The organism is Natronosalvus caseinilyticus (assembly GCF_017357105.1).
Lineage (GTDB): Archaea > Halobacteriota > Halobacteria > Halobacteriales > Natrialbaceae > Natronosalvus > Natronosalvus caseinilyticus.
In genome coordinates, this window is the sequence record NZ_CP071596.1 from 1,083,278 (window position 1) to 1,101,350 (window position 18,073).

18 protein-coding genes are annotated in these 18,073 nt (G+C 62.9%); 9 read left to right on the top strand and 9 right to left on the bottom strand.

Going from position 1 to position 18,073, the window contains the following annotated elements:
- The first annotated feature begins 102 nt into the window (after positions 1 to 102).
- Entirely contained in the window at positions 103 to 1,215 is a 1,113-nt protein-coding gene (locus tag J1N60_RS05280; RefSeq protein ID WP_312911279.1) for a CPBP family intramembrane glutamic endopeptidase, read from the top strand.
- 61 nt (positions 1,216 to 1,276) lie between these two features.
- Here J1N60_RS05280 and J1N60_RS05285 read toward each other — a convergent pair whose 3' ends face one another.
- Positions 1,277 to 2,344 (bottom strand): ArsR/SmtB family transcription factor, encoded by a 1,068-nt coding sequence (locus tag J1N60_RS05285; protein WP_312911281.1) that lies wholly within the window; start codon positions 2,342 to 2,344, stop codon positions 1,277 to 1,279.
- 174 nt (positions 2,345 to 2,518) lie between these two features.
- On the opposite strand from J1N60_RS05285, the gene J1N60_RS05290 reads away from it, so the two are divergent.
- The 7 genes from J1N60_RS05290 (at position 2,519) to J1N60_RS05320 (ending at position 9,061) form a co-directional block, all read left to right on the top strand.
- Positions 2,519 to 2,791, top strand: coding sequence for a DUF3311 domain-containing protein (locus J1N60_RS05290; RefSeq protein ID WP_312911283.1), 273 nt, complete (start codon positions 2,519 to 2,521; stop codon positions 2,789 to 2,791).
- Positions 2,788 to 4,272, top strand: coding sequence for a sodium:solute symporter family protein (locus J1N60_RS05295; protein WP_312911285.1), 1,485 nt, complete (start codon positions 2,788 to 2,790; stop codon positions 4,270 to 4,272). Before J1N60_RS05290 ends, J1N60_RS05295 begins: the two co-directional genes overlap by 4 nt.
- 131 nt (positions 4,273 to 4,403) lie before the next feature.
- The gene (locus J1N60_RS05300) at positions 4,404 to 5,078 is read left to right on the top strand and encodes a DUF6517 family protein (RefSeq protein ID WP_312911287.1); all 675 of its coding nucleotides are present in this window, start codon (positions 4,404 to 4,406) and stop codon (positions 5,076 to 5,078) included.
- 78 nt (positions 5,079 to 5,156) lie between these two features.
- Entirely contained in the window at positions 5,157 to 6,065 is a 909-nt protein-coding gene (gene pdxS, locus J1N60_RS05305) for a pyridoxal 5'-phosphate synthase lyase subunit PdxS (RefSeq protein ID WP_312911289.1), read from the top strand.
- Positions 6,066 to 6,594: 529 nt separating this feature from the next.
- On the top strand, positions 6,595 to 7,371 hold the full coding sequence (locus tag J1N60_RS05310; RefSeq protein WP_312911290.1) for a hypothetical protein: 777 nt from the start codon (positions 6,595 to 6,597) through the stop codon (positions 7,369 to 7,371).
- A gap of 372 nt (positions 7,372 to 7,743) precedes the next feature.
- The gene (locus J1N60_RS05315; RefSeq protein ID WP_312911292.1) at positions 7,744 to 8,538 is read left to right on the top strand and encodes a hypothetical protein; all 795 of its coding nucleotides are present in this window, start codon (positions 7,744 to 7,746) and stop codon (positions 8,536 to 8,538) included.
- 217 nt (positions 8,539 to 8,755) lie between these two features.
- Positions 8,756 to 9,061: a hypothetical protein gene (locus tag J1N60_RS05320; protein ID WP_312911294.1), complete on the top strand. Its 306-nt coding sequence runs from the start codon at positions 8,756 to 8,758 to the stop codon at positions 9,059 to 9,061.
- Between the two features lie 86 nt (positions 9,062 to 9,147).
- Here J1N60_RS05320 and J1N60_RS05325 read toward each other — a convergent pair whose 3' ends face one another.
- From J1N60_RS05325 to ahaH, 8 genes are read right to left on the bottom strand one after another with little or no spacing between them, the layout of a single operon-like run.
- Positions 9,148 to 10,569 (bottom strand): ATP synthase subunit B, encoded by a 1,422-nt coding sequence (locus J1N60_RS05325; RefSeq protein ID WP_312911296.1) that lies wholly within the window; start codon positions 10,567 to 10,569, stop codon positions 9,148 to 9,150.
- 6 nt (positions 10,570 to 10,575) lie between these two features.
- Positions 10,576 to 12,333, bottom strand: a complete 1,758-nt coding sequence (locus J1N60_RS05330; protein ID WP_312911298.1) for an ATP synthase subunit A — start codon at positions 12,331 to 12,333, stop codon at positions 10,576 to 10,578.
- 2 nt (positions 12,334 to 12,335) lie between these two features.
- Positions 12,336 to 12,680, bottom strand: coding sequence for a V-type ATP synthase subunit F (locus tag J1N60_RS05335; RefSeq protein WP_312911300.1), 345 nt, complete (start codon positions 12,678 to 12,680; stop codon positions 12,336 to 12,338).
- Positions 12,677 to 13,753, bottom strand: coding sequence for a V-type ATP synthase subunit C (locus J1N60_RS05340; protein WP_312911301.1), 1,077 nt, complete (start codon positions 13,751 to 13,753; stop codon positions 12,677 to 12,679). The genes J1N60_RS05335 and J1N60_RS05340 overlap by 4 nt, the downstream gene beginning before the upstream one ends.
- Entirely contained in the window at positions 13,750 to 14,331 is a 582-nt protein-coding gene (locus J1N60_RS05345; protein ID WP_312911303.1) for a V-type ATP synthase subunit E, read from the bottom strand. The genes J1N60_RS05340 and J1N60_RS05345 overlap by 4 nt, the downstream gene beginning before the upstream one ends.
- 23 nt (positions 14,332 to 14,354) lie before the next feature.
- Entirely contained in the window at positions 14,355 to 14,594 is a 240-nt protein-coding gene (locus J1N60_RS05350) for a hypothetical protein (protein ID WP_254159245.1), read from the bottom strand.
- A gap of 6 nt (positions 14,595 to 14,600) precedes the next feature.
- A complete protein-coding gene (locus tag J1N60_RS05355; RefSeq protein ID WP_312911305.1) occupies positions 14,601 to 16,880 on the bottom strand; it encodes a V-type ATP synthase subunit I in 2,280 nt (759 codons plus the stop codon).
- Complete coding sequence (ahaH, locus tag J1N60_RS05360) at positions 16,867 to 17,199, bottom strand: ATP synthase archaeal subunit H (RefSeq protein WP_312911307.1); 333 nt, start codon at positions 17,197 to 17,199, stop codon at positions 16,867 to 16,869. The genes J1N60_RS05355 and ahaH overlap by 14 nt, the downstream gene beginning before the upstream one ends.
- 218 nt (positions 17,200 to 17,417) lie before the next feature.
- Between ahaH and J1N60_RS05365 the strand changes: the two genes are divergently transcribed.
- Complete coding sequence (locus J1N60_RS05365) at positions 17,418 to 18,044, top strand: methyltransferase domain-containing protein (protein WP_312911309.1); 627 nt, start codon at positions 17,418 to 17,420, stop codon at positions 18,042 to 18,044.
- Positions 18,045 to 18,073 lie beyond the last annotated feature (29 nt).

Sequence of the window (18,073 nt, forward strand, 5' to 3'; positions counted from 1 at the left end):
GCCTGCATGCGAGCATCGACCCGCTGATCTCGAGCACCCTCGACGAACGCGACCAGGTCCCGATTGCAGAGCGCCTATTATCGTTCGGGCGAACGGAGAGATATGAACGAGACCGCGCGGGAGGACCGCGCTCGATCGAGCGACGAAACCGGGGCAGTCGCCGGCCTCGGCCTCGTCGTCGCGGCGTTCGCGACGACCGGACTCGCCGTCCCCGTTCGCGAGGGCGTCGACCACCTCGCCGTCCTGTTCGGGCTCTTATTCGCCGTCGGGACCCTCGCCGTCTTCGCTGGCCGCCGGTACGACCTCCTCGAGCGTCGCTACAGCCTGGCCGGTGCGCTGGGTAGCCTGCTCGTCGTCTTGCTGGCCGGCTACGCCCTCACGCAGGGCATCTCCGGCGGGACAGATATTCCCGGCCTCGGCGTACGGATCTCGACCGTCTTCGTGTCGTTTCTCGCGGCCGGAACAGCTATCGGCATCGCACTCGCCGAGTACGGATCGGTTCCGACCGCCGGCCTGCTCCGGCGAACCGTCGTGACTGCACGTCTCGCGGCGCTCGCGCTGGTCGCCTGGATCGTGAGTCCGTTGATCGGCCTCCTCCTCGAGGTCCCCGTCGTGCTCGTCGTCGGCGGGTTGTCTGAAATCCAGCGCCAGGCGGTCATGCAGATTGGCGTCGCCATCGGTACGGCAGCGATCGCCGTCGCATTCGTCTACACCACGGGGCGCGATCGCTCGTATTTCGACCTCGAGACACCGAGTCTCCGCGCCGTCGCCTGGATCGCCGGGGGCGTGGCGCTCATCTTTCTCGTCAATATCGCCATCTCGGTACTGTTCTCCTCGGGCGGCATTGAAGGGGCCGAGCACTCGGCGACGCAGGCCGCGCAACGAAACCCCGAACTGCTCTACGTCATGGTCCCCGCCTCGATTCTCATCACTGGCCCGTTCGAGGAACTGATGTACCGGAACGTCATCCAGAAGTCGATGTACGACGTGTTCTCCCCGGTCGGGGCCCTCCTGGTCTCGAGCGTCCTCTTCACGGCAGTTCACACCGCTGCGTACGCAACGGCGGGCCCGGAGGCGCTCATCGCCAGCCTCGCCATCGTCTTCGGCCTCTCGCTCGTGCTCGGCACGGTGTATCTCGTGACGAGCAACCTCGTCGTCCCGGCGATCATCCACGGCATCTACAACGCCGTCATCTTCGCGTCGATTGCTCTGTGACTCGACTCCGAACGCGTCCCGCCCCGTCTCCCTCGAATCGCAGTTGTGGTCGCATACTGTCTCAGTAGGAGGTTGCCCAGTACCAGTATACGGTGACGGCGATCAGGACGACGAGTCCGCCGAGGAAGAAGAGCGCACCGGGCGGAATCGTCGCGAAGATGGCGTCTGCGGCCTCTGCAGCGCCGTCCGTGACGCCGTCGACGCTGCCGTTGCCGTCACCCGACGGGACGACCGGCTCGTTGCCGCCATCGGTGGCGACGTCGCCGTCGGTACCGTTGTCGGTGTAGTTGTCGCTGTAGTTGGCGCCGTCCGCGTCGGTGGCGTCGTCCCCTGCGGCCGAGTCGTCACCGCCGTCGCTCGAGGCGTCGTCGCCGGTTTCCGTCTCCTCGTCGGACTCGTCCACGTCGGTAGTACCCATATCGCCATCGTCGCCACCGTCACCGCCGTCAGTTCCACCGTCTTCGCTCTCGGCGCCATCACCCCCATCGCCGTCGGCCGTCTCCTCCTCGGCCGTCTCGCTATCTTCGGCTTCGGGGGCGTCGGCGCTGTCCGCGCTGTCGTCGGTAGCCGCTCCGTTTCCGTTGCCGGCCTCGTCGCCGGCCCCGTTCCCGTTCCCGTTTCCGTTCCCAGCAGCTCCACCATCAGTCGTTCCGCCCGTTCCCGCCGTCCCTTCCGTTCCCGCCTGCGGACCGACGTACCTCGAGAGGCCGTACTGGACGAGTAAACTCCCGCCCGCGAGGGCCGCGACGCCCCCGATGAATCGCGAGAGGGCCGTCTTCAGCCGCTCGGCCGTCGAGCGGTCGCTCGTCACGATAAGCGGCCCGTCCGCCGTCGCGTAGACGCTCATCTCGTTACCCCGCGAGGAGTACCAGGTGTCGACGACCTCGACCAGTCCCGCGTCCTCGAGTTTCTCGAGGTGGTAGCGGACGTTCTGGATCGAGGAGTCGATGGCGTCGGCGACGTCGCTCGGCGTCCCGGGTTCGTCGTTTAAGTGACTGTAGATTCGCCGGGCCGTCGTCGACGACAGCGCACCGAACACCGCGTCGGCGTCCTCGTCCTCGAGGTCGACCACTCGAGGCTGGCCCTCCTGGGCGGGCGTCTCCGAACGAAGGGGAAAGAGGCGGGCCATCGGTCTCTATTCAGGTATTCTCACCGACACATATACTCCTTTCCCTACCTGAAAGAGGCGTTTTACCTTTCAGAGAGCCGGTCGAAACCGCCCAAAACGCTATTGATGAACGATCGTCTTCAAAGACCGGGGTCGAATAGAAACAATTACCCAGGACGAGTGACGACGGGGCGTATGAAGCGTCTCGAACGAATCGGCTGGGTCCTCGCGGCGGTGCTCGTCTGCCTCCTCGGGATCCCGTGGTTCCTCTGGGGGAACGCGACGACCGCACTTGGTCTGCCGCTGTGGCTCTGGTGGCACATCGGCTGGTTGGTGCTGTGTTCCGCGCTCTTCTGGACGTTCGCCCAGCACGCCTGGGGCGTCGGGATCGAGCCAAACCGACCGCAGTCACAGTCACGGTCACCACGGTCAGACGGCCGAGCAGACGGTGGGGGTGATCGCCAGTGACCCTCGCGCTCCAGCTCGGGATCGTCGTCGGCTACCTCCTGCTCGCGCTCGCCGTCGGTCTCGTCGCCTACCGGCTCACCGAGCGCACGGCCGAGGACTTCTACCTCGCCAGCCGAACGCTCGGAACGATCGTCCTGCTGTTTACCACCTTCGCGACCCTGCTCTCGGCGTTCACCTTCTTCGCCGGCCCGAACCTGGCCTTCCTCTACGGCCCCGAGTGGATCCTCGTCATGGGCGTGATGGACGGCCTCATCTTCGCCGTCCTCTGGTACGTCGTCGGTTACAAGCAGTGGTTGCTCGGCCAGCAGCGCGGCTACGTCACCTTCGGGGAGATGCTCGGGGACCGCTTCGGCTCGAGGCGCCTCCGCGGCCTCGTCGCCGGGGTGAGCCTCGTGTGGCTCTTCCCGTACGTGATGCTCCAGCAGGTCGGCGCGGGAACCGCTCTCGAGGCGCTGACCGACGGTGCGATTCCCTACGCCGGCGGCGCGGGCCTCATCACGCTCTTCATGATTCTCTACGTCGTCCTCGCCGGCTTCCGGGGCATCGCCTGGACCGACACCCTCCAGGGCGCGTTCATGCTCGTCACGACCTGGGCCGCCCTGCTCTGGATGCTCGCCGCCGTGGGCGGGCCGACCGCGGCGACGGCCGAACTCGAGGCGACCGCGAGCGAACACCTCGCGCTGGGCGGGGCCTACTACTCCCCGCAGTTTATGCTCTCGACGGCGATCACGATCGGCTTCGGCGTCGCCATGTTCCCGCAGGTCAATCAGCGGTTCTTCGCCGCAGGCTCGAAGGCGGTGCTCAAGCGGTCGTTCGCCCTCTGGCCCGTCCTCTGTCTGCTCCTCTTCGTCCCCGCGTTCCTGCTCGGCGCCTGGGCGCGCGGGCTCGACACCGGCATCGCGGTCGCCGAAATCGAGGCCGGCGGCAACGTCCTCCCGCTGATCCTCGCCGAGTTCACGCCGACGTGGTTCGCCGCGCTCGTCATCGCGGGCGCGATGGCTGCGATGATGTCCTCCTCGGATTCCATGTTGCTGTCGGGGTCGTCGTACTTTACGCGCGACCTCTATCGCCCGTTCGTCGACGCGACGCTCTCGGAACGGCGCGAGGACACGATCGCTCGCCTCGGCGTCGTCGTCTTCGCCGTCTCGACCTTCCTCGCGAGCCTCTCGAACCAGGCCACGCTGTTCGAACTTGGCGACGCCGCATTCAGCGGATTCGCCCAGCTCGCCTTGCCCGTGATGGTCGCGCTCTACTGGCGCGGGACGACCCGAGCCGGCATTATCGCAGGAATCCTGGGGAGCCAGGCCTTCTACCTCGCGAGCGTCTTCCTCTCGTTCGTCCCTGGTAGCTACGGCGGCTGGTCGGCCGGCCTCCTCGGGATGGGCCTCGGACTCGCGCTCACGATTGGCGTCTCGTGGCTCACCGCCCCCGCGGCCGCCGAACAGCGGGCAATCTACTTCGAGGCGCTCGAGGCTGACTGAGTGCTTTTCCAGGCCTGAACTGATGGGTGGAACCGACGGCGTTCATCCGGTTTTACTCATCAGTCGACGCTTGGGAGAGTACTACGCCGGAAGACCGCCACGGCAAAAAGGACGGCCGTCGAAGCGGAGGTATGACCGCCGTGTTGCCGCCGTCGCTTCGTGAGTCGTGGGGGGCCGTCGGCTCGAGAACCGAGGACGTTTCGATCTCGCTGCTGTCGATCACGGCCGAAACGACGGTCTACGAGCACGCCGGGACGCTGACGATCGGCGACTGTGATATTCAGCCCCGATCGCTGCTCGAGATCGACGTCAACCTCTCGCCGTCGCTGTCGGCCATTGGAAAATCCGTCGAGGACGTGATGTCGCTGGCCGCGGACCCGGCCAAAGAACGGTTCGTCTCCCTGCTCGACGAGGAGGGCATCACCGTCGAGAACGAGCGTTCCGTCACCGAGTTCGACCGCGGCGACGGCACCGCCGGTCGCTGGTACGTCTTCGAGACGACTCACCCGGCAGACGACGGACGGGTCGACACCCAAACGCACCTCGCCGTCTGGCCCGCGGGCGACCAGTTCGCGATGGCGGGCGGCACTATTCCGCTCGAGACACCACCCGAAGACGCCCTCGAGGGAGAGGTAGAGACAGCGAACGAGGTCGAGAACGAGGCAAAAGTCGAGGTCCATCCGCAGACCGACCGCGAGACGATCGCCGCGTTCGTCCGCGCTCGCGTCCGCGAGACGGTCGACTCGACCGAGCGTCCGGAGGGAATCGACGCGGGAGCGGAACCGGGCGAATCGACGCTCGACTGATGATTCGATCCGCGAGACACAATCGAGCCGCGAAGCCCAACAGACACGCGTAAGTGCAGGGGTTCCGAACGCTCGCTCATGCCCGAGCCAACCGATCTCGAGGAGCTCCGACGCGGCACCGATCTCGTCAAACGCGGCTTCGCCCGTATGCAGAAAGGCGGCGTCATCATGGACGTCGTGAACCCCGAGCAAGCACGGATTGCGGAGGACGCCGGCGCCGTCGCCGTGATGGCGCTCGAGGCCGTCCCCGCCGACATCAGAAAACGCGGCGGCGTCGCCCGAATGGCTGACCCCGCCAACGTCGAGGAGATCGTCGAGTCCGTCTCGATCCCCGTCATGGGCAAGGCCCGTATCGGCCACCGCACCGAGGCACAGATCCTCGAGGCCGTCGGCGTCGACATGATCGACGAGAGCGAGGTGCTCACCCCCGCGGACAACGACTACCACATCGACAAGCGGGCGTTCACCGCGCCGTTCGTCTGCGGCGCGCGCAACCTCGGGGAGGCCCTGCGCCGGATCGACGAGGGTGCGGCCATGATCCGTACCAAGGGCGAAGCCGGCACCGGCGACGTCAACCAGGCGGTCTACCACCAGCGCACGATCAAGGGCGAGATCCGCAAACTCGAGGGGATGAGCCACGAGGAACGCGAGGCCTACGCCCGCGAGATCGAGGCCAACGCCGACCTGGTCCACGAGGCCGCCGAGATGGGTCGCCTCCCGGTCGTGAACTTCGCCGCGGGCGGCATCGCCACCCCGGCAGACGCCGCGCTCATGATGACCCACGACTGCGACGGCATCTTCGTCGGCAGCGGCATCTTCGGCGCGGAGAACCCGCCGGAGATGGCCGAGGCCATCGTCGAAGCGGTCAACCACTGGGACGACCCCGAATCCCTCGCCGAAATCTCGAAGAACCTGGGCAAGAGCATGAAGGGTGACGCGAACGTCGACCTGCCCGAAGAGGAGCGGATGCAGGGTCGAGGCGTCTGAACGAGTGCTTGGGGTTACTTGAAACCAAAATCGAAGAAGCGATTTTGCCTAGAATAACAGGAGATCTAGCGACAAGTATCTATGCTGTAAGTATGGGGCGGCCACAAAAATCAAAGATTGAATTATATATTGGACCGGTATTAAATTTCAAAAATCTTAAAAACGCAAAATCACATAATCATATTATTTATAATTGGTGGGCTTGTGACAATTGACAATTCTATCGAGTACTCACCCAAGTGAGAACGCGGCCGAGCTGACCATTCCAGACGAAATGAATCAAGAGGTACGTCGGTATTATGAATATTAGAATAACGGAAGGGACCAATACAAACCATTCTTCTACACCACTAATTACCAATATCATTCCTGCAAGTTCCCACACAATGATTATGAGGAGTAATTCAGTTCTGTTCATTCAGCATAACACATACGAAGACGTAGTACTTGAATATATCTATGCGATAAATATAAAAAATTTGTAATATTATTTGAATTCATATACTATGATGAATCCATATTGAATTGCATGGCAAAAAGAAGGTCAGTGGTGAAGGCTGTAGGTACAATTGGTACACTCGGGACGATCGGTATTGTGAGTGCAAATGATCAAGATACTATTCCAGAAAACATCTTATCGGATAAAGAGAGGATGATGCGTAATAAGATTCGAACTGCTTTCAAGAAGAATGGAGCTAACGAAGTAGAACAACTACTGGAAAAACAAGGATTTCATTACGACCTAGCAACAACTTCCGATTCTGATGATTCAATTAATATCCAAGATAGATATTCAGAATCCAATTCTGAACTCAGTGTCACTGTATGGCCACTGGCGAATTACGACGATTGTGTATTCATTCAGACTCTTGTAAATCTTGACACGGTAAGATACAAGGACTTAAAAACTGCGTCAAAAGCAAACGATGTTATTGGAATCGGTTTTGATGGTGATCACTGGTCGGTTGTGGGTGAACCCCAGATCTGGGCGACTGACGGTCACGAAATAAGTTGGTTCTCAAAGAGTCTATCGAAGGGTGGGCTTGCAGCTGAAATAGCCCTCAATAGTTCGTGGGCTCTCCCGAATCAAGCCCAGATCGCTATCGAATCTACATTGAAATGTATTGACGGTGTCCCAGGAACTCTTTGGGGCTATTACGAGCACAGTTGGGCATCTAGTTCAAAAGTAACAATTGACAGCATCCAGGGCGGTCCAGGACCTCTTGACGTGAGCTTAAATTGGTCCTTCCTTGCTGATTCGTGGGAAAAAGCGAAACCTGTTGATCCAAAATACGCTCTTGGATAGTCAGCGGAAAACCCTCCCTTATAATCGTATTCTTTGTGTGATATCGATGCACGAACGCAGATGGCTGGGCTTTGTTACTACTGTACGTAACAAATACAGAGAACGTAAAGACCGCGACTTGTCCGCCTGTATCGCTTTCGCGGATTCGAACTCAGACTCGCGGTAGTGTCCGCAATAGGGACCCTGATTGATCGGTGTCGTATCCTCACTGGATAAACTCGTTCTCGAAGCAGTCGGTGAAGTCCAGGAACCTGTTTGTCGGTTGATGAACGGCTGCAGGGCCGAGGCGTCTGGACCCGAGCCCAACTCCTGCTGTGCGACCTTTCTCTGGTAAGGTACTCCGTTTTCTCCGCTCGGCACCTTCTACGCTGCATGAGCAGCGCCGCGAACTCAACGACCGAGACGAAAGACCTCGAGCACCTCTCTGAACGTGTCCTGGAGGGAACGACCGGATTGTTTCAGGCAATCGAACGGGACGCGCCCGACGAGCGGGTGTCGAGCCTGGCGAAGGAACTGTGGGAGATCACCGACGCGGCCGAAGGCCTGCTCGAGACGGTGGACCTCGAGCGGCTGCCCGACGTCGTCGATGCCGACGCCCTCCCCGACCTGATCGACGTCGAGAACCTCCCGAACGCGATCCGAAATCGCGACGCGAGTGAGGGACTTGACCTCGGCAAGCTTCGTCGCGCGATCGAGTTGCGGGAATTCTGGAATACGGTCGACCTCGTGGACTTTCGAGAGGCGAGCCACCGACTCAAGGCAGAGATCGAGGACGTGATCGATTCCGATGGATCGTCCGAATCCTTGAACGGAGACTCCGAAGCTGCAGCCGACCTCGAGGCGTTCGGCGACGAGATCCGAGCCGAGGCGCCGAACGTGGCGCTCCAGCAGCAGGCCAAGAAACGGATGAAGCAGGCCCGACGTGGCGTGCTCGAGGGACACGCGGCCCTCGAGGAGGTGTACGCCGGGAATCGATCGAAGCCCTCCAGAAGGCGGCGAGGAGGGCCCCGAAATCCGACGGCCGTCTCGTTGCTCTCGGGCGGTCCGCTGCCGGACAGTGCCTCCGTGCGGTACTCGTCGGTTCCAACCGCCGTTCGGGGTGCGGCGATCGACCCATTACCCCGGATTTACGGTCGCCGCTGGCGTGCAAGGAGTGGCTCGAGATAGAGTGGCCACTGAAATTCAGTCCACACGCGCCCGCAGCCTGCTGGCCAGTACTAATTGGAGTTCTATCAGCACTGGCCCCACAGTTACGAGCAGTGTGTAAAATATGGTCTTAATTACTATGTCTAAATCTAGACGTCAATTTGTTACTGGCAGCGTTGTACTGCTGCCTGGCATCTGTGGTTGTAGCGATTTGAGGACTACCGAGTCGCTCCAGGAGATGCATCTGGAGTTATCGAACCAGACAGATGAGTCGCTAACGTTTCACTTTGCGTTAGAAGCGGATGACGCTCTCGGCCGGTGGTACGACTTCGATCTTGAAGCCGATACTCGCCGCGAGGTCAGTCTCCAGCCGACATCAGAGCGCAAATGGTCGGGATATCAGGCTATTGCGGGCAATAAACGGGCGTCCGGGTCACTACTCGGGCAAGGAGATGAACAGGCCTGCCTGCAACTCGATTTCTTGATTGCGGACGACGAGATTTCAGCAACGATGTCGACGGACCGGCCGCTGTGTGAGTCGTAATCGGAATCTCTCGAGAATCGTCGGGGCTGACAGCTACTACTACGGACGATTCCCAATGCCACTCGAGAAACGCAAAAAAGGCGCGATCAGTCGGCCTGAACGGCTTCCGCGGACTCGGATTCGGACTCGAGGTAGTACTCCTCGATGAATTCCTCGTCGACCCGATTGAGTTCCTCTTTCGGCAACATCGAGAGCAACTCCCAGCCGATGTCCAGCGTCTCCTCGAGCTCGCGGTTCGTCTCGAAGCCCTGCTGGATGAACTCGTTTTCGAAGCGGTCGGCGAAGTCGAGGAACTTGTTGTCGAGTTCGCTCAGCGCTTCGCGACCGACGATGTTCACGAGATCACGCAGGTCCTCACCACGGGCGTACGCGGCATACAGCTGGTTCGCGAGGTCCTCGTGGTCTCCGCGGGTCAGCCCCTCGCCGATCCCGTCGTCCATCAGCCGCGACAGGCTGGGCAGGACGTTGATCGGCGGCTCGATCCCCTGGCTGTTCAGGGACCGGTCGACGATGATCTGGCCCTCTGTGATGTAGCCCGTCAGGTCCGGGATCGGGTGAGTGATGTCGTCGGAGGGCATCGTCAGGATCGGAATCTGGGTGACCGAGCCTTCGCGGCCCTGGATTCGACCCGCCCGCTCGTAGAGCTGGGCCAGGTCGGTGTACATGTATCCGGGGTAGCCACGCCGACCCGGAACCTCTTCGCGGGCCGCGCCGATTTCGCGCAGTGCCTCACAGTAGTTCGTGATGTCCGTGAGGATGACGAGCACGTGGTAATCCTTCTCGAAGGCGAGGTACTCCGCGGTGGTCAGGGCCAGTCGCGGCGTGACCGTCCGCTCGACGGCGGGGTCGTCCGCGAGGTTCATGAAGACCACCGAGCGCTCGAGCGCGCCGGTACGTTCGAAGTCCTGCATGAACTCGTTGGCCTCCTCCTGGGTGATCCCCATCGCGCCGAAGATGACGGCGAACTCCGATCCCTCGTCGTCCGCTTCGTCCGCCTCTTCCGGCACTGTCGCCTGCCGGGCAATCTGGAGCGCTAGATCGTTGTGCGGCAGTCCGGAGCCGGAGAAAATCGGCAGTTTCTGCCCGCGAACGAGCGTGTTCATGCCGTCGATGGAGCTAACGCCCGTCTGGATGAACTCCTCGGGGTACTCCCGGGAGTAGGGGTTGATCGCCGCGCCGACGATGTCGAGTCGCTCGTCGGGAACGATCTCGGGACCGCCGTCGATCGGGTTCCCGGACCCGTCGAGGACGCGTCCGAGCAGGTCCTCCGTGACGGGCATCTTCATGGTCTCGCCCAGGAAGCGAACGGAGGCGTTGCGGTCGATGCCGCCCGTCCCCTCGAACACCTGGATCGAGACGAGTCCTTCGCTCGATTCGAGTACCTGTCCGCGCAGGGTCTTGCCGTCTTCCGTTTCGATCTCGACGATCTCGTCGTAGCCAACGGGTTCGTCGACCTCGGCAAACACCAGCGGACCGCTGATTTCCGTGATCGTTTGATATTCTTTCATGTTTGGCTAGTAGAGGGCCCTGATCTGGGACTCGAGATCCGACTCGAGTTCGTCGATGAATGCGTGCCAGTCCTCGGCGGTGCCCATCCGGTTGAGCCGGGGGGTCGCCTCGACGTCCCGGATCTCGTCGACCGGGACGCCGGCGTCGAGCGCCTCGAAGGCCTCGTCGTTGAACGTCTTGATTGCCTGGAGCATCCGGTAAGTCTTCTCGGGTTCGCAGTAGGTGTCCACGTCGTGGAACGCGTTCTGCTGGAGCCACGCCTCCCGGAGGTAGCGTGCGACCTCGAGGGTCAGCTGCTGGTCTTCCGGCAGGGCGTCCTTGCCGACGAGCTGAACGATCTCCTGGAGTTCGTCCTCCTCGTCGAGCACGTCGACGGCCCACTGGCGGACCTCCGGGTAGTCTTCCGCGACGTTCTCCCGGTACCAGGGGTCGAGCTGCTGTCGGTACAACGAGTACGACTCGTTCCAGTTGATCGACGGGAAGTGCCGGCGCTCGGCGAGGTCAGCGTCCAGTGCCCAGAACGTCTTGACGATGCGCAGGGTGTTCTGGGTGACCGGCTCGGAGAAGTCACCGCCCGGAGGCGAGACTGCGCCGATGGCCGACACCGATCCCTGGGTACCGTTGATGTTCTGGAACAGGCCGGCGCGCTCGTAGAACTCCGAGAGCGACGCGGCGAGGTAGGCGGGGTAGCCCTCCTCGCCGGGCATCTCCTCGAGTCGGCTCGAAATCTCGCGCATGGCCTCCGCCCACCGCGAGGTGGAGTCGGCCATCAGCGCGACGTCGTAGCCCATGTCGCGGAAGTACTCCGCGATGGTGATCCCCGTGTAGATGCAGGATTCACGGGCTGCGACGGGCATGTTCGAGGTGTTCGCGATGAGGCAGGTCCGGGACATGAGGGGCTTCCCGGTCTTGGGGTCTTCCAGTTCCGGGAAGTCCTCGATGACCTCGGTCATCTCGTTACCGCGCTCGCCACAGCCGACGTAGACGACGATGTCCGCGTCGGCCCACTTCGCGAGCTGGTGCTGGGTGACCGTCTTCCCGGAGCCGAAGGGGCCCGGAATCGCCGCGGTACCGCCCTTGGCGATCGGGAACAGGCCGTCGAGGATGCGCTGTCCGCTGACGAGTGGGATCGTCGGCGTCTGCTTTTCCTTGGCGGGGCGGGCTGACCGAACCGGCCACTCCTGGTGCATCGTAACCTCCTCGCCGGAATCGAGTTCGGCGACGACCTCGTCGACCGCGAACGTGCCGCTCTCGATCGAGGTAATCTCGCCACCCTCGTAATCCGGCGGGACCATTACCTTGTGGGTGATGCTCTCGGTTTCGGGGACTTCACCGATAACGTCCCCGGGTTCGACCGCGTCCCCCTCCTCGACGGTGGGCGTAAACTCCCACGTTCTCTCGAGGTCGATCCCCGGCGCGTCGACTCCGCGGTCGAGGAATGCCGAGTTCATCTTCTCCTCGAGTTCGTCGAGGGGGCGCTGGACGCCGTCGTAGATGGTGTCCAGCAGGCCGGGTCCGAGGTCGACCGAGAGCGGCTCGCCCGTGTTCTCGACGGGTTCGCCGGGGCCGACGCCGGAGGTCTCCTCGTATACCTGAATCGTGGTCAGGTTCCCTTCGATTTCGATGACCTCGCCCATCAGCCCTTCGTCGCCGACGTAGACGACGTCGTTCATTCGGGCGTCGAGGTCCGCGGCGGTCACGACGGGACCGCTCACGCTTTCTATCACACCGTCTTCGTCGACGGATTCTAGTGCCTGGCTCATACTTACTGACTGTCTTGGTCTTCGTCCTCGTCCATCAGGTCGATCCCGATGGCGCGTTTGATCTGCTCGCGAAGGCCACCGCCACCGCCGGCACCGCCGCCGATGGTGATGACGACCGGCTCGACGCTCGTTTCGACGTCCGAACGGACGTTTCGCGAGAGATACTCGAGGTCGCCCTCGTGCATGATGACGATTCCGACGTCACTGTCCTCGAGGACGGCCGTGGCGGCGTCGTCGAGGGCGTCGGCCTTTTCGTCGTCGGGGACGTTCTCGAACCGTCTGACGCCGGCGAGCCGAAAGCCCGTGGTGAACTCCGGACTGCCGACGACCGCGATTTCCTGGCTCATAGGATCACCAGCTCCTCTTCGATTTCGCTCTCAGAGAGGCCGACCTCCCGACCGCGGGCGATGGCGCGGATGTTCTCGATCTCGCGTTCTTTCGCGAGGATGTACGACAGCACGGCCGACACCGACACCGGGTAGATGCTCGAGAGCGTGTCCGCGTACTCGAGCAACGCGGCGTCGACGGCGTGCTCGAACTGGATCAGGCTGTCGGCGTCGCGCAGTCGGTCGAGCGCGCCCGAGAGCCGGTCACCGTAGCGGCGGTTGGCGGCGATGTGATCGACCAGGTCGTCGTAGCGGTTGACCAGCTGGCGGAGTTCGCTCTCGGTAAAGAGCACGCCGCCGTCGATGTAGTACGCCGCGGGGTCGAGGTCGGCGCCGCTGCGAGCGAGTCGCAGGGCGTTCCGTGCGTTGCGGAAGTCGATCTCGGCCTGGAGGAACTCGATGTAGAGCGCTCGTGGTCCCTCCTGTGGACCGGCCGACCCGGGCGTGTCGAGCCCGCGGATGTCGGCCAGCAGCCGTTCATAGAACGCCCGATCGAGCGCGTTCTCGAGGGGGACCAGCGCGTGGCTCTCCTCGTACTCCTCGTAGGCGACCTCGAGGGGGTCGTGGTAGATCGTCCGACCGAGGACTTCGATCGCGTCCTCGATGGTGTCGACCTCGAGTAAGCGGTCGATGGTTCGATCGTCGAGTTCGCCGGCGCGGATCAGGTCCGTCCGGATGTCCTCGGGGCTGGAGTCGGTGTAGATCCCTCGCAGGATCGTCTTCAGGTTCCAGACGTCGAACTTCCGGAGGTAGCGGGCGATGAGGTCGTAGAGACGACCGTCCGACCAGTCGAGCAGGTCGTGGAAGTGCCTGGCGAGGTTCTGGTTCAGCGCGTACTCGATCAGGTCGACGCCGGAAAAGCGGGTACCGAGGGCGTTGATCTCGCGTTCGTACTCCGTCTCCTCCATGAACCGTGCGATCTCGCTCGGCCCCATCCGGACCAGCTTCCGATAGTCTTCGTCCGCGAACAGCGAGGCTCGACGCGACCGCACGCGAGCGTTCACGTATTCCGGATTCGAGGCGCCCGTGCTCATTGCTCGAAGAGTCGGTTACTGATCTCCCGGAGGTTCTCTTCCCAGACGTCCTCGAGTACCGAGTCGAAGGTGTTGTTCACCCGGACGCGGGACTGGTCGCTCTCGACGACGACGCCGCCGAGGCAGTCGCGCTCGCCGGCGTACGCGTAGCCGTCGTAGTCCGCGAGGATCGACTCGATCAGTGCCTGGTCCTCGGCGCGACCGTAGACGCGAACGTCGTCGCCCTCGTCGAACTCCTCGCCGGCCGCGTCGATGAGCGTCCGCGTCAGATCCTCGCGGGTCTCGCCTTCGAGGCCGGCCAGTTCGGCTTCGACCTGCTCGCGAACCTCGCCGAGGACGTTCCGTCGGGCCTCCAGGCGCTCCTGTTTCGCCTCCAGTTTCGCACTGGAGAGTCGCTGTTCGCGCAGCTGCTCGATCTCGCGTTCGACCTCGGTCTCGGCACGCTCGAGGGTTTCCTCGGCGTCGTCCTCGGCCGCCGACTCGATCTCCTCGGCGCGAGCCTCGCCTTCCGCGCGGATCTCTTCCGCACGCGCGTGGGCCTCTTCTCGAATGTCTGTGACGACTGTATCCAAACTCATTGTGGAAAAGCGAACGGGGGTGCTCAGGCGATGAAGACGACGACCAGTGCCAGGATCACGAGCGTCTCTGGGAGGACGGTCATGATCAGGCCTGGCACGAACATGTCGTCGTCCTCGGCCATCGCGCCGACGGCAGCCGCGCCGATACCTCGCTCGGCGTATCCGGAGGCGAGTGCCGCGAGACCGACCGCGATCGCGGCGGCCGCGCCGGGGTCGTTCAGGGTCTGCAGTGCAACGTTCGAGGCTTCGAGGGATTCCATCATTTTTGATTACTCCTGACTGTAGGTTCGATCGTGTCCGAACGGTTCGTAGTTGGCTCCACCGCCTTCATAAAACTTGTTAAAGAATTCGACGTACTCCAGTCGAACGCCCTGTAAGCCGGCGCTTGTCACGCCAAGGATTAACACGACGATGTGTCCGACAACTAGAATGACGAAGCCGCCGATGAGTCCGGCGATGCCACCCATGTGCATGAGGCCGTCGAAGATGACGGTGGCCCCGCTGCCGTAGTGCTCGGCGACGTAGCTAGGGTCGTGTCCGGCCGACCCGAGGAAGTGGAACGCGCCATCGGGATCCTCGTAAGCACCGAAGAACAGCAGGTTGACCACGAAGGCCATGCCGGCCTTCGCGAGCAACACCGCGCCCATCCGGGTGTACGAGAAGACGTTGACGACGACGTCGAGCGCTTCGACGACCTCGACGGTGTCGCCGATCGCGAGCATGACCAGTCCGACGAAGAACACGAGCAGCGGCACCGTCAGCAGGGAGCCGCCGATGCCCGGGATCGCTTCCGGGAACGTGAACAGGCCCCACTCGGGGAACCCGGTGAACCCGATCGGGAAGGGTCCGTCGCTGGCGAACGTCGTGTAGAGGAACTCCGGCTTCTCGCCCGCGGCGTGAGCCGAGAAGATCCAGATCCAGATCCCGTTGAGCATCAGGATCCACGACCCGCTGTGGAAGAGCGCGTCCTTGACGCCGTGGCTGAGGTTCTCGTAGAAGTCGATCAGGTAACCAATGTTCAGGTGCACGATGCCGGCGAGCACGCTCACGACCATCCAGCCGATGGCGAACTCGGCGGCACCGGGCTCGAGCCCCTTGTTCAGCGGCAACAGCTCGACGCCGAACAGGTCGCCCCAGACGATGTCGCCGAGGGCGTGCAAGCCGAAGATTTCGCCGTAGATGAACCCGAATATGATCGTGAACGCGCCGGCCCAGATGGCCACGCCGCCAAGACTCGAGATGCCGTCGCTCTCGAAGTTGGTCGCCATGTAGTAGCCGATGGCGACGTACAGGATCCCGTAGCCGACGTCGCCGATCATGAAGCCGAAGAAGACCGGGAACGTCAGGAACAGGAAGATCGTCGGGTCGAGTTCGCTGTATTTGGGTTTGTTGACCGCGTTAACCAGGGCCTCGAACGGCTTCGCGGCCGAGGGGTTGTCCTGGATGACCGGCGGTTCGTCGTCCATCGTGACGGCCGAGCCGCCGTCAGGGACGACTTTCTGCTCGGCCCGCTCTTCTTCGTCCTCACTGGCGCTCGGCCCGTCCTCGTCCTGTGCGGCGGGCGTCCCCTTCTGGACGTCTTCGGTGTGGGTGTGGGCGCCGTGACGGTCGTAGTCGGCGCGCTCGAGTTCTTCGATCTCGACGCTGTCGCCGACGGCGTCGTTCAGCGCGGCGACGAGGCGGTCGTACTCGGTCGTTGGGATCCAGCCCTCGGCGATGAACGCCCGGTCGCTCGTCGCGAACTGCAGCGGCGCCTCGGCGCGCTGGACCTCGATCGTGAGTTTCTCCTCGGCGAGCAACAGGAACGCGCCCTCCTCGGTCTTGATCGTCTCGAGGTCGGCGTCGATCTCCTCGAGTTTGGCCTCGAGGTCGCGTTCATCGCGCTCGAGATCGGATACGTAGGACTCGGGGTCCTTCTCCGTCTCGGGCACCTGGTAGCGGCTGAAGTCGACGCCGACGAGGGCGTCGTCGACGAACCCTTCGTCGGCTCCGGCGGCGGGCGCTGCGACGATCGCGACGACCCCGTCGCCGGTGCCAGTGAACGTCTCGTAGGCACGGACGTCGTCGGACGCGTCGAGGGCAGCCTCGACCGCAGTCAGCGAGCCCTCGCCGACGACGACCTCGACGGAGTCGTACCCCGACAGCAAGTCGAGGTCGATCCCGAGGTCCGCGAACGGTTCGATCCGGTCGAGTCGCTCCCTGACGCGGCGCAACTGGTCGCGAACCTCGGTGCGTCGGTCGTCGAGGTCGTTGACCCGCGTCCGGATGGACTCGAGGCGAGGCTCCCAGTCGTCGCCGAGCCGGCCGGAGGCGACGTCCACGTCCTCGTCCTCGAGGTCGAGCGTGCTCTCGAGGGCTCGAACCGTGACGAGCTTCTCGGAGGCCTCGTCGGCGCCCACGATGGGGTTGCCGTTGTCGAAGCCCGCCCAGGAGCCGTCGTAGTCCGAAAGGTGTACCAGGTTCAGGTCGTAAACTGCCTCGATGACCGTGGGCATGACGCCCTTCGAACCGGTCACCGAGACCTTGCTCATCCGTTCAGGTCTGAGCATTGACGTCCTCCTGGAACAGGTCGACGACGTGGGATGCCACCTCGTCGACCCGTGTCGTGGCGCGTTTTTCGAGCGCCTCGCGATCCTCGGTTCCCTCCCGGAGCACGCGCTCACACTCGGCGTCGATCTCCTCGCGAGCGTCCTCGAGTCGGCGCTCCTTGAGGTCTCGAGCCTCCGCTTCCGCTTCCGAGCGTATCTCCTCGGCGCGTTTCCGGGCCTCGGCGATGCGCTCGTCGCGGTCGTTCTCCGCCTGTGCGACGATTTTGTCGGCCTCCTCTTCTGCCGACTTGATCTCTTGTAGAACCTGTGGCCTCGGCATACTCTAAGCACCCGACGTTTGCTTGAGCGCGTATAAGGTAGTTGCGAAAGTGGCTGGCGTGGGGCCTCGCGTTTCGCTTCGGTGCGCGAACGAACTGCCGACGAGCGCCTCTCTCGAATCGCCCCAGCGGTGTCGCCAGGCGCCGAACCGGCGGACGGGAGCGCTCGAGCCACGCTGGATGGACAGACCTATCACGACAGCCGGTCAATCGGCGCCAAATGGGAATCCTCGAGAACAAGGCGCGGGCGCGGCTGTTCTACAAGTACCTCTCGACGATTTACGACCGGATCAACCCCTTCATCTGGAACGAGGAGATGCGAACCGAGGCGCTCTCGCTGCTAAACTTCGAAGACGCCGAAATGGTGCTCGACGTGGGCTGTGGAACCGGCTTCGCGACCGAGGGTCTGCTCGAGCACGTCGACACCGTCTACGCGCTCGATCAGAGCGAACACCAGCTCGAGAAGGCCTACGCCAAGTTCGGGAAGACGGGCGGCCCCGTTCACTTCCACCGGGGCGACGCCGAGCGACTTCCGTTCGAGACGGACACGTTCGATATCGTCTGGTCGTCGGGGTCGATCGAGTACTGGCCCGAACCCGTTCTCGCCCTGCGGGAGTTCAACCGCGTGCTGAAACCGGGCGGTCAGGTGCTCGTCGTGGGGCCGAACTACCCGGATAACCGGATCGCCCAGGTGCTGGCCGACGCGATGATGCTCTTCTACGACGAGTACGAGGCCGACCGCATGTTCAAGGCGGCGGGCTTCGAGGAGGTCAAACACCTGTTCCAGGGGCCCAGCTACGAACCCGAGGTGGCGATCACGACGATCGCTCGAGCGCCCGAGAAGTAACCTCGAGACGCGGTTTGACGCCGATTCTT

What these genes read in the sequence shown, in the direction of transcription:
- J1N60_RS05280 (WP_312911279.1), top strand. Translation starts at nt 103, where the DNA reads ATGAACGAGACCGCGCGGGAGGACCGCGCTCGATCGAGCGACGAAACC.
- J1N60_RS05285 (WP_312911281.1), bottom strand. Translation starts at nt 2,344, where the DNA reads ATGGCCCGCCTCTTTCCCCTTCGTTCGGAGACGCCCGCCCAGGAGGGC.
- J1N60_RS05290 (WP_312911283.1), top strand. Translation starts at nt 2,519, where the DNA reads ATGAAGCGTCTCGAACGAATCGGCTGGGTCCTCGCGGCGGTGCTCGTC.
- J1N60_RS05300 (WP_312911287.1), top strand. Translation starts at nt 4,404, where the DNA reads ATGACCGCCGTGTTGCCGCCGTCGCTTCGTGAGTCGTGGGGGGCCGTC.
- pdxS (WP_312911289.1), top strand. Translation starts at nt 5,157, where the DNA reads ATGCCCGAGCCAACCGATCTCGAGGAGCTCCGACGCGGCACCGATCTC.
- J1N60_RS05310 (WP_312911290.1), top strand. Translation starts at nt 6,595, where the DNA reads ATGGCAAAAAGAAGGTCAGTGGTGAAGGCTGTAGGTACAATTGGTACA.
- J1N60_RS05315 (WP_312911292.1), top strand. Translation starts at nt 7,744, where the DNA reads ATGAGCAGCGCCGCGAACTCAACGACCGAGACGAAAGACCTCGAGCAC.
- J1N60_RS05320 (WP_312911294.1), top strand. Translation starts at nt 8,756, where the DNA reads ATGCATCTGGAGTTATCGAACCAGACAGATGAGTCGCTAACGTTTCAC.
- J1N60_RS05325 (WP_312911296.1), bottom strand. Translation starts at nt 10,569, where the DNA reads ATGAAAGAATATCAAACGATCACGGAAATCAGCGGTCCGCTGGTGTTT.
- J1N60_RS05330 (WP_312911298.1), bottom strand. Translation starts at nt 12,333, where the DNA reads ATGAGCCAGGCACTAGAATCCGTCGACGAAGACGGTGTGATAGAAAGC.
- J1N60_RS05335 (WP_312911300.1), bottom strand. Translation starts at nt 12,680, where the DNA reads ATGAGCCAGGAAATCGCGGTCGTCGGCAGTCCGGAGTTCACCACGGGC.
- J1N60_RS05340 (WP_312911301.1), bottom strand. Translation starts at nt 13,753, where the DNA reads ATGAGCACGGGCGCCTCGAATCCGGAATACGTGAACGCTCGCGTGCGG.
- J1N60_RS05345 (WP_312911303.1), bottom strand. Translation starts at nt 14,331, where the DNA reads ATGAGTTTGGATACAGTCGTCACAGACATTCGAGAAGAGGCCCACGCG.
- J1N60_RS05350 (WP_254159245.1), bottom strand. Translation starts at nt 14,594, where the DNA reads ATGATGGAATCCCTCGAAGCCTCGAACGTTGCACTGCAGACCCTGAAC.
- J1N60_RS05355 (WP_312911305.1), bottom strand. Translation starts at nt 16,880, where the DNA reads ATGCTCAGACCTGAACGGATGAGCAAGGTCTCGGTGACCGGTTCGAAG.
- ahaH (WP_312911307.1), bottom strand. Translation starts at nt 17,199, where the DNA reads ATGCCGAGGCCACAGGTTCTACAAGAGATCAAGTCGGCAGAAGAGGAG.
- J1N60_RS05365 (WP_312911309.1), top strand. Translation starts at nt 17,418, where the DNA reads ATGGGAATCCTCGAGAACAAGGCGCGGGCGCGGCTGTTCTACAAGTAC.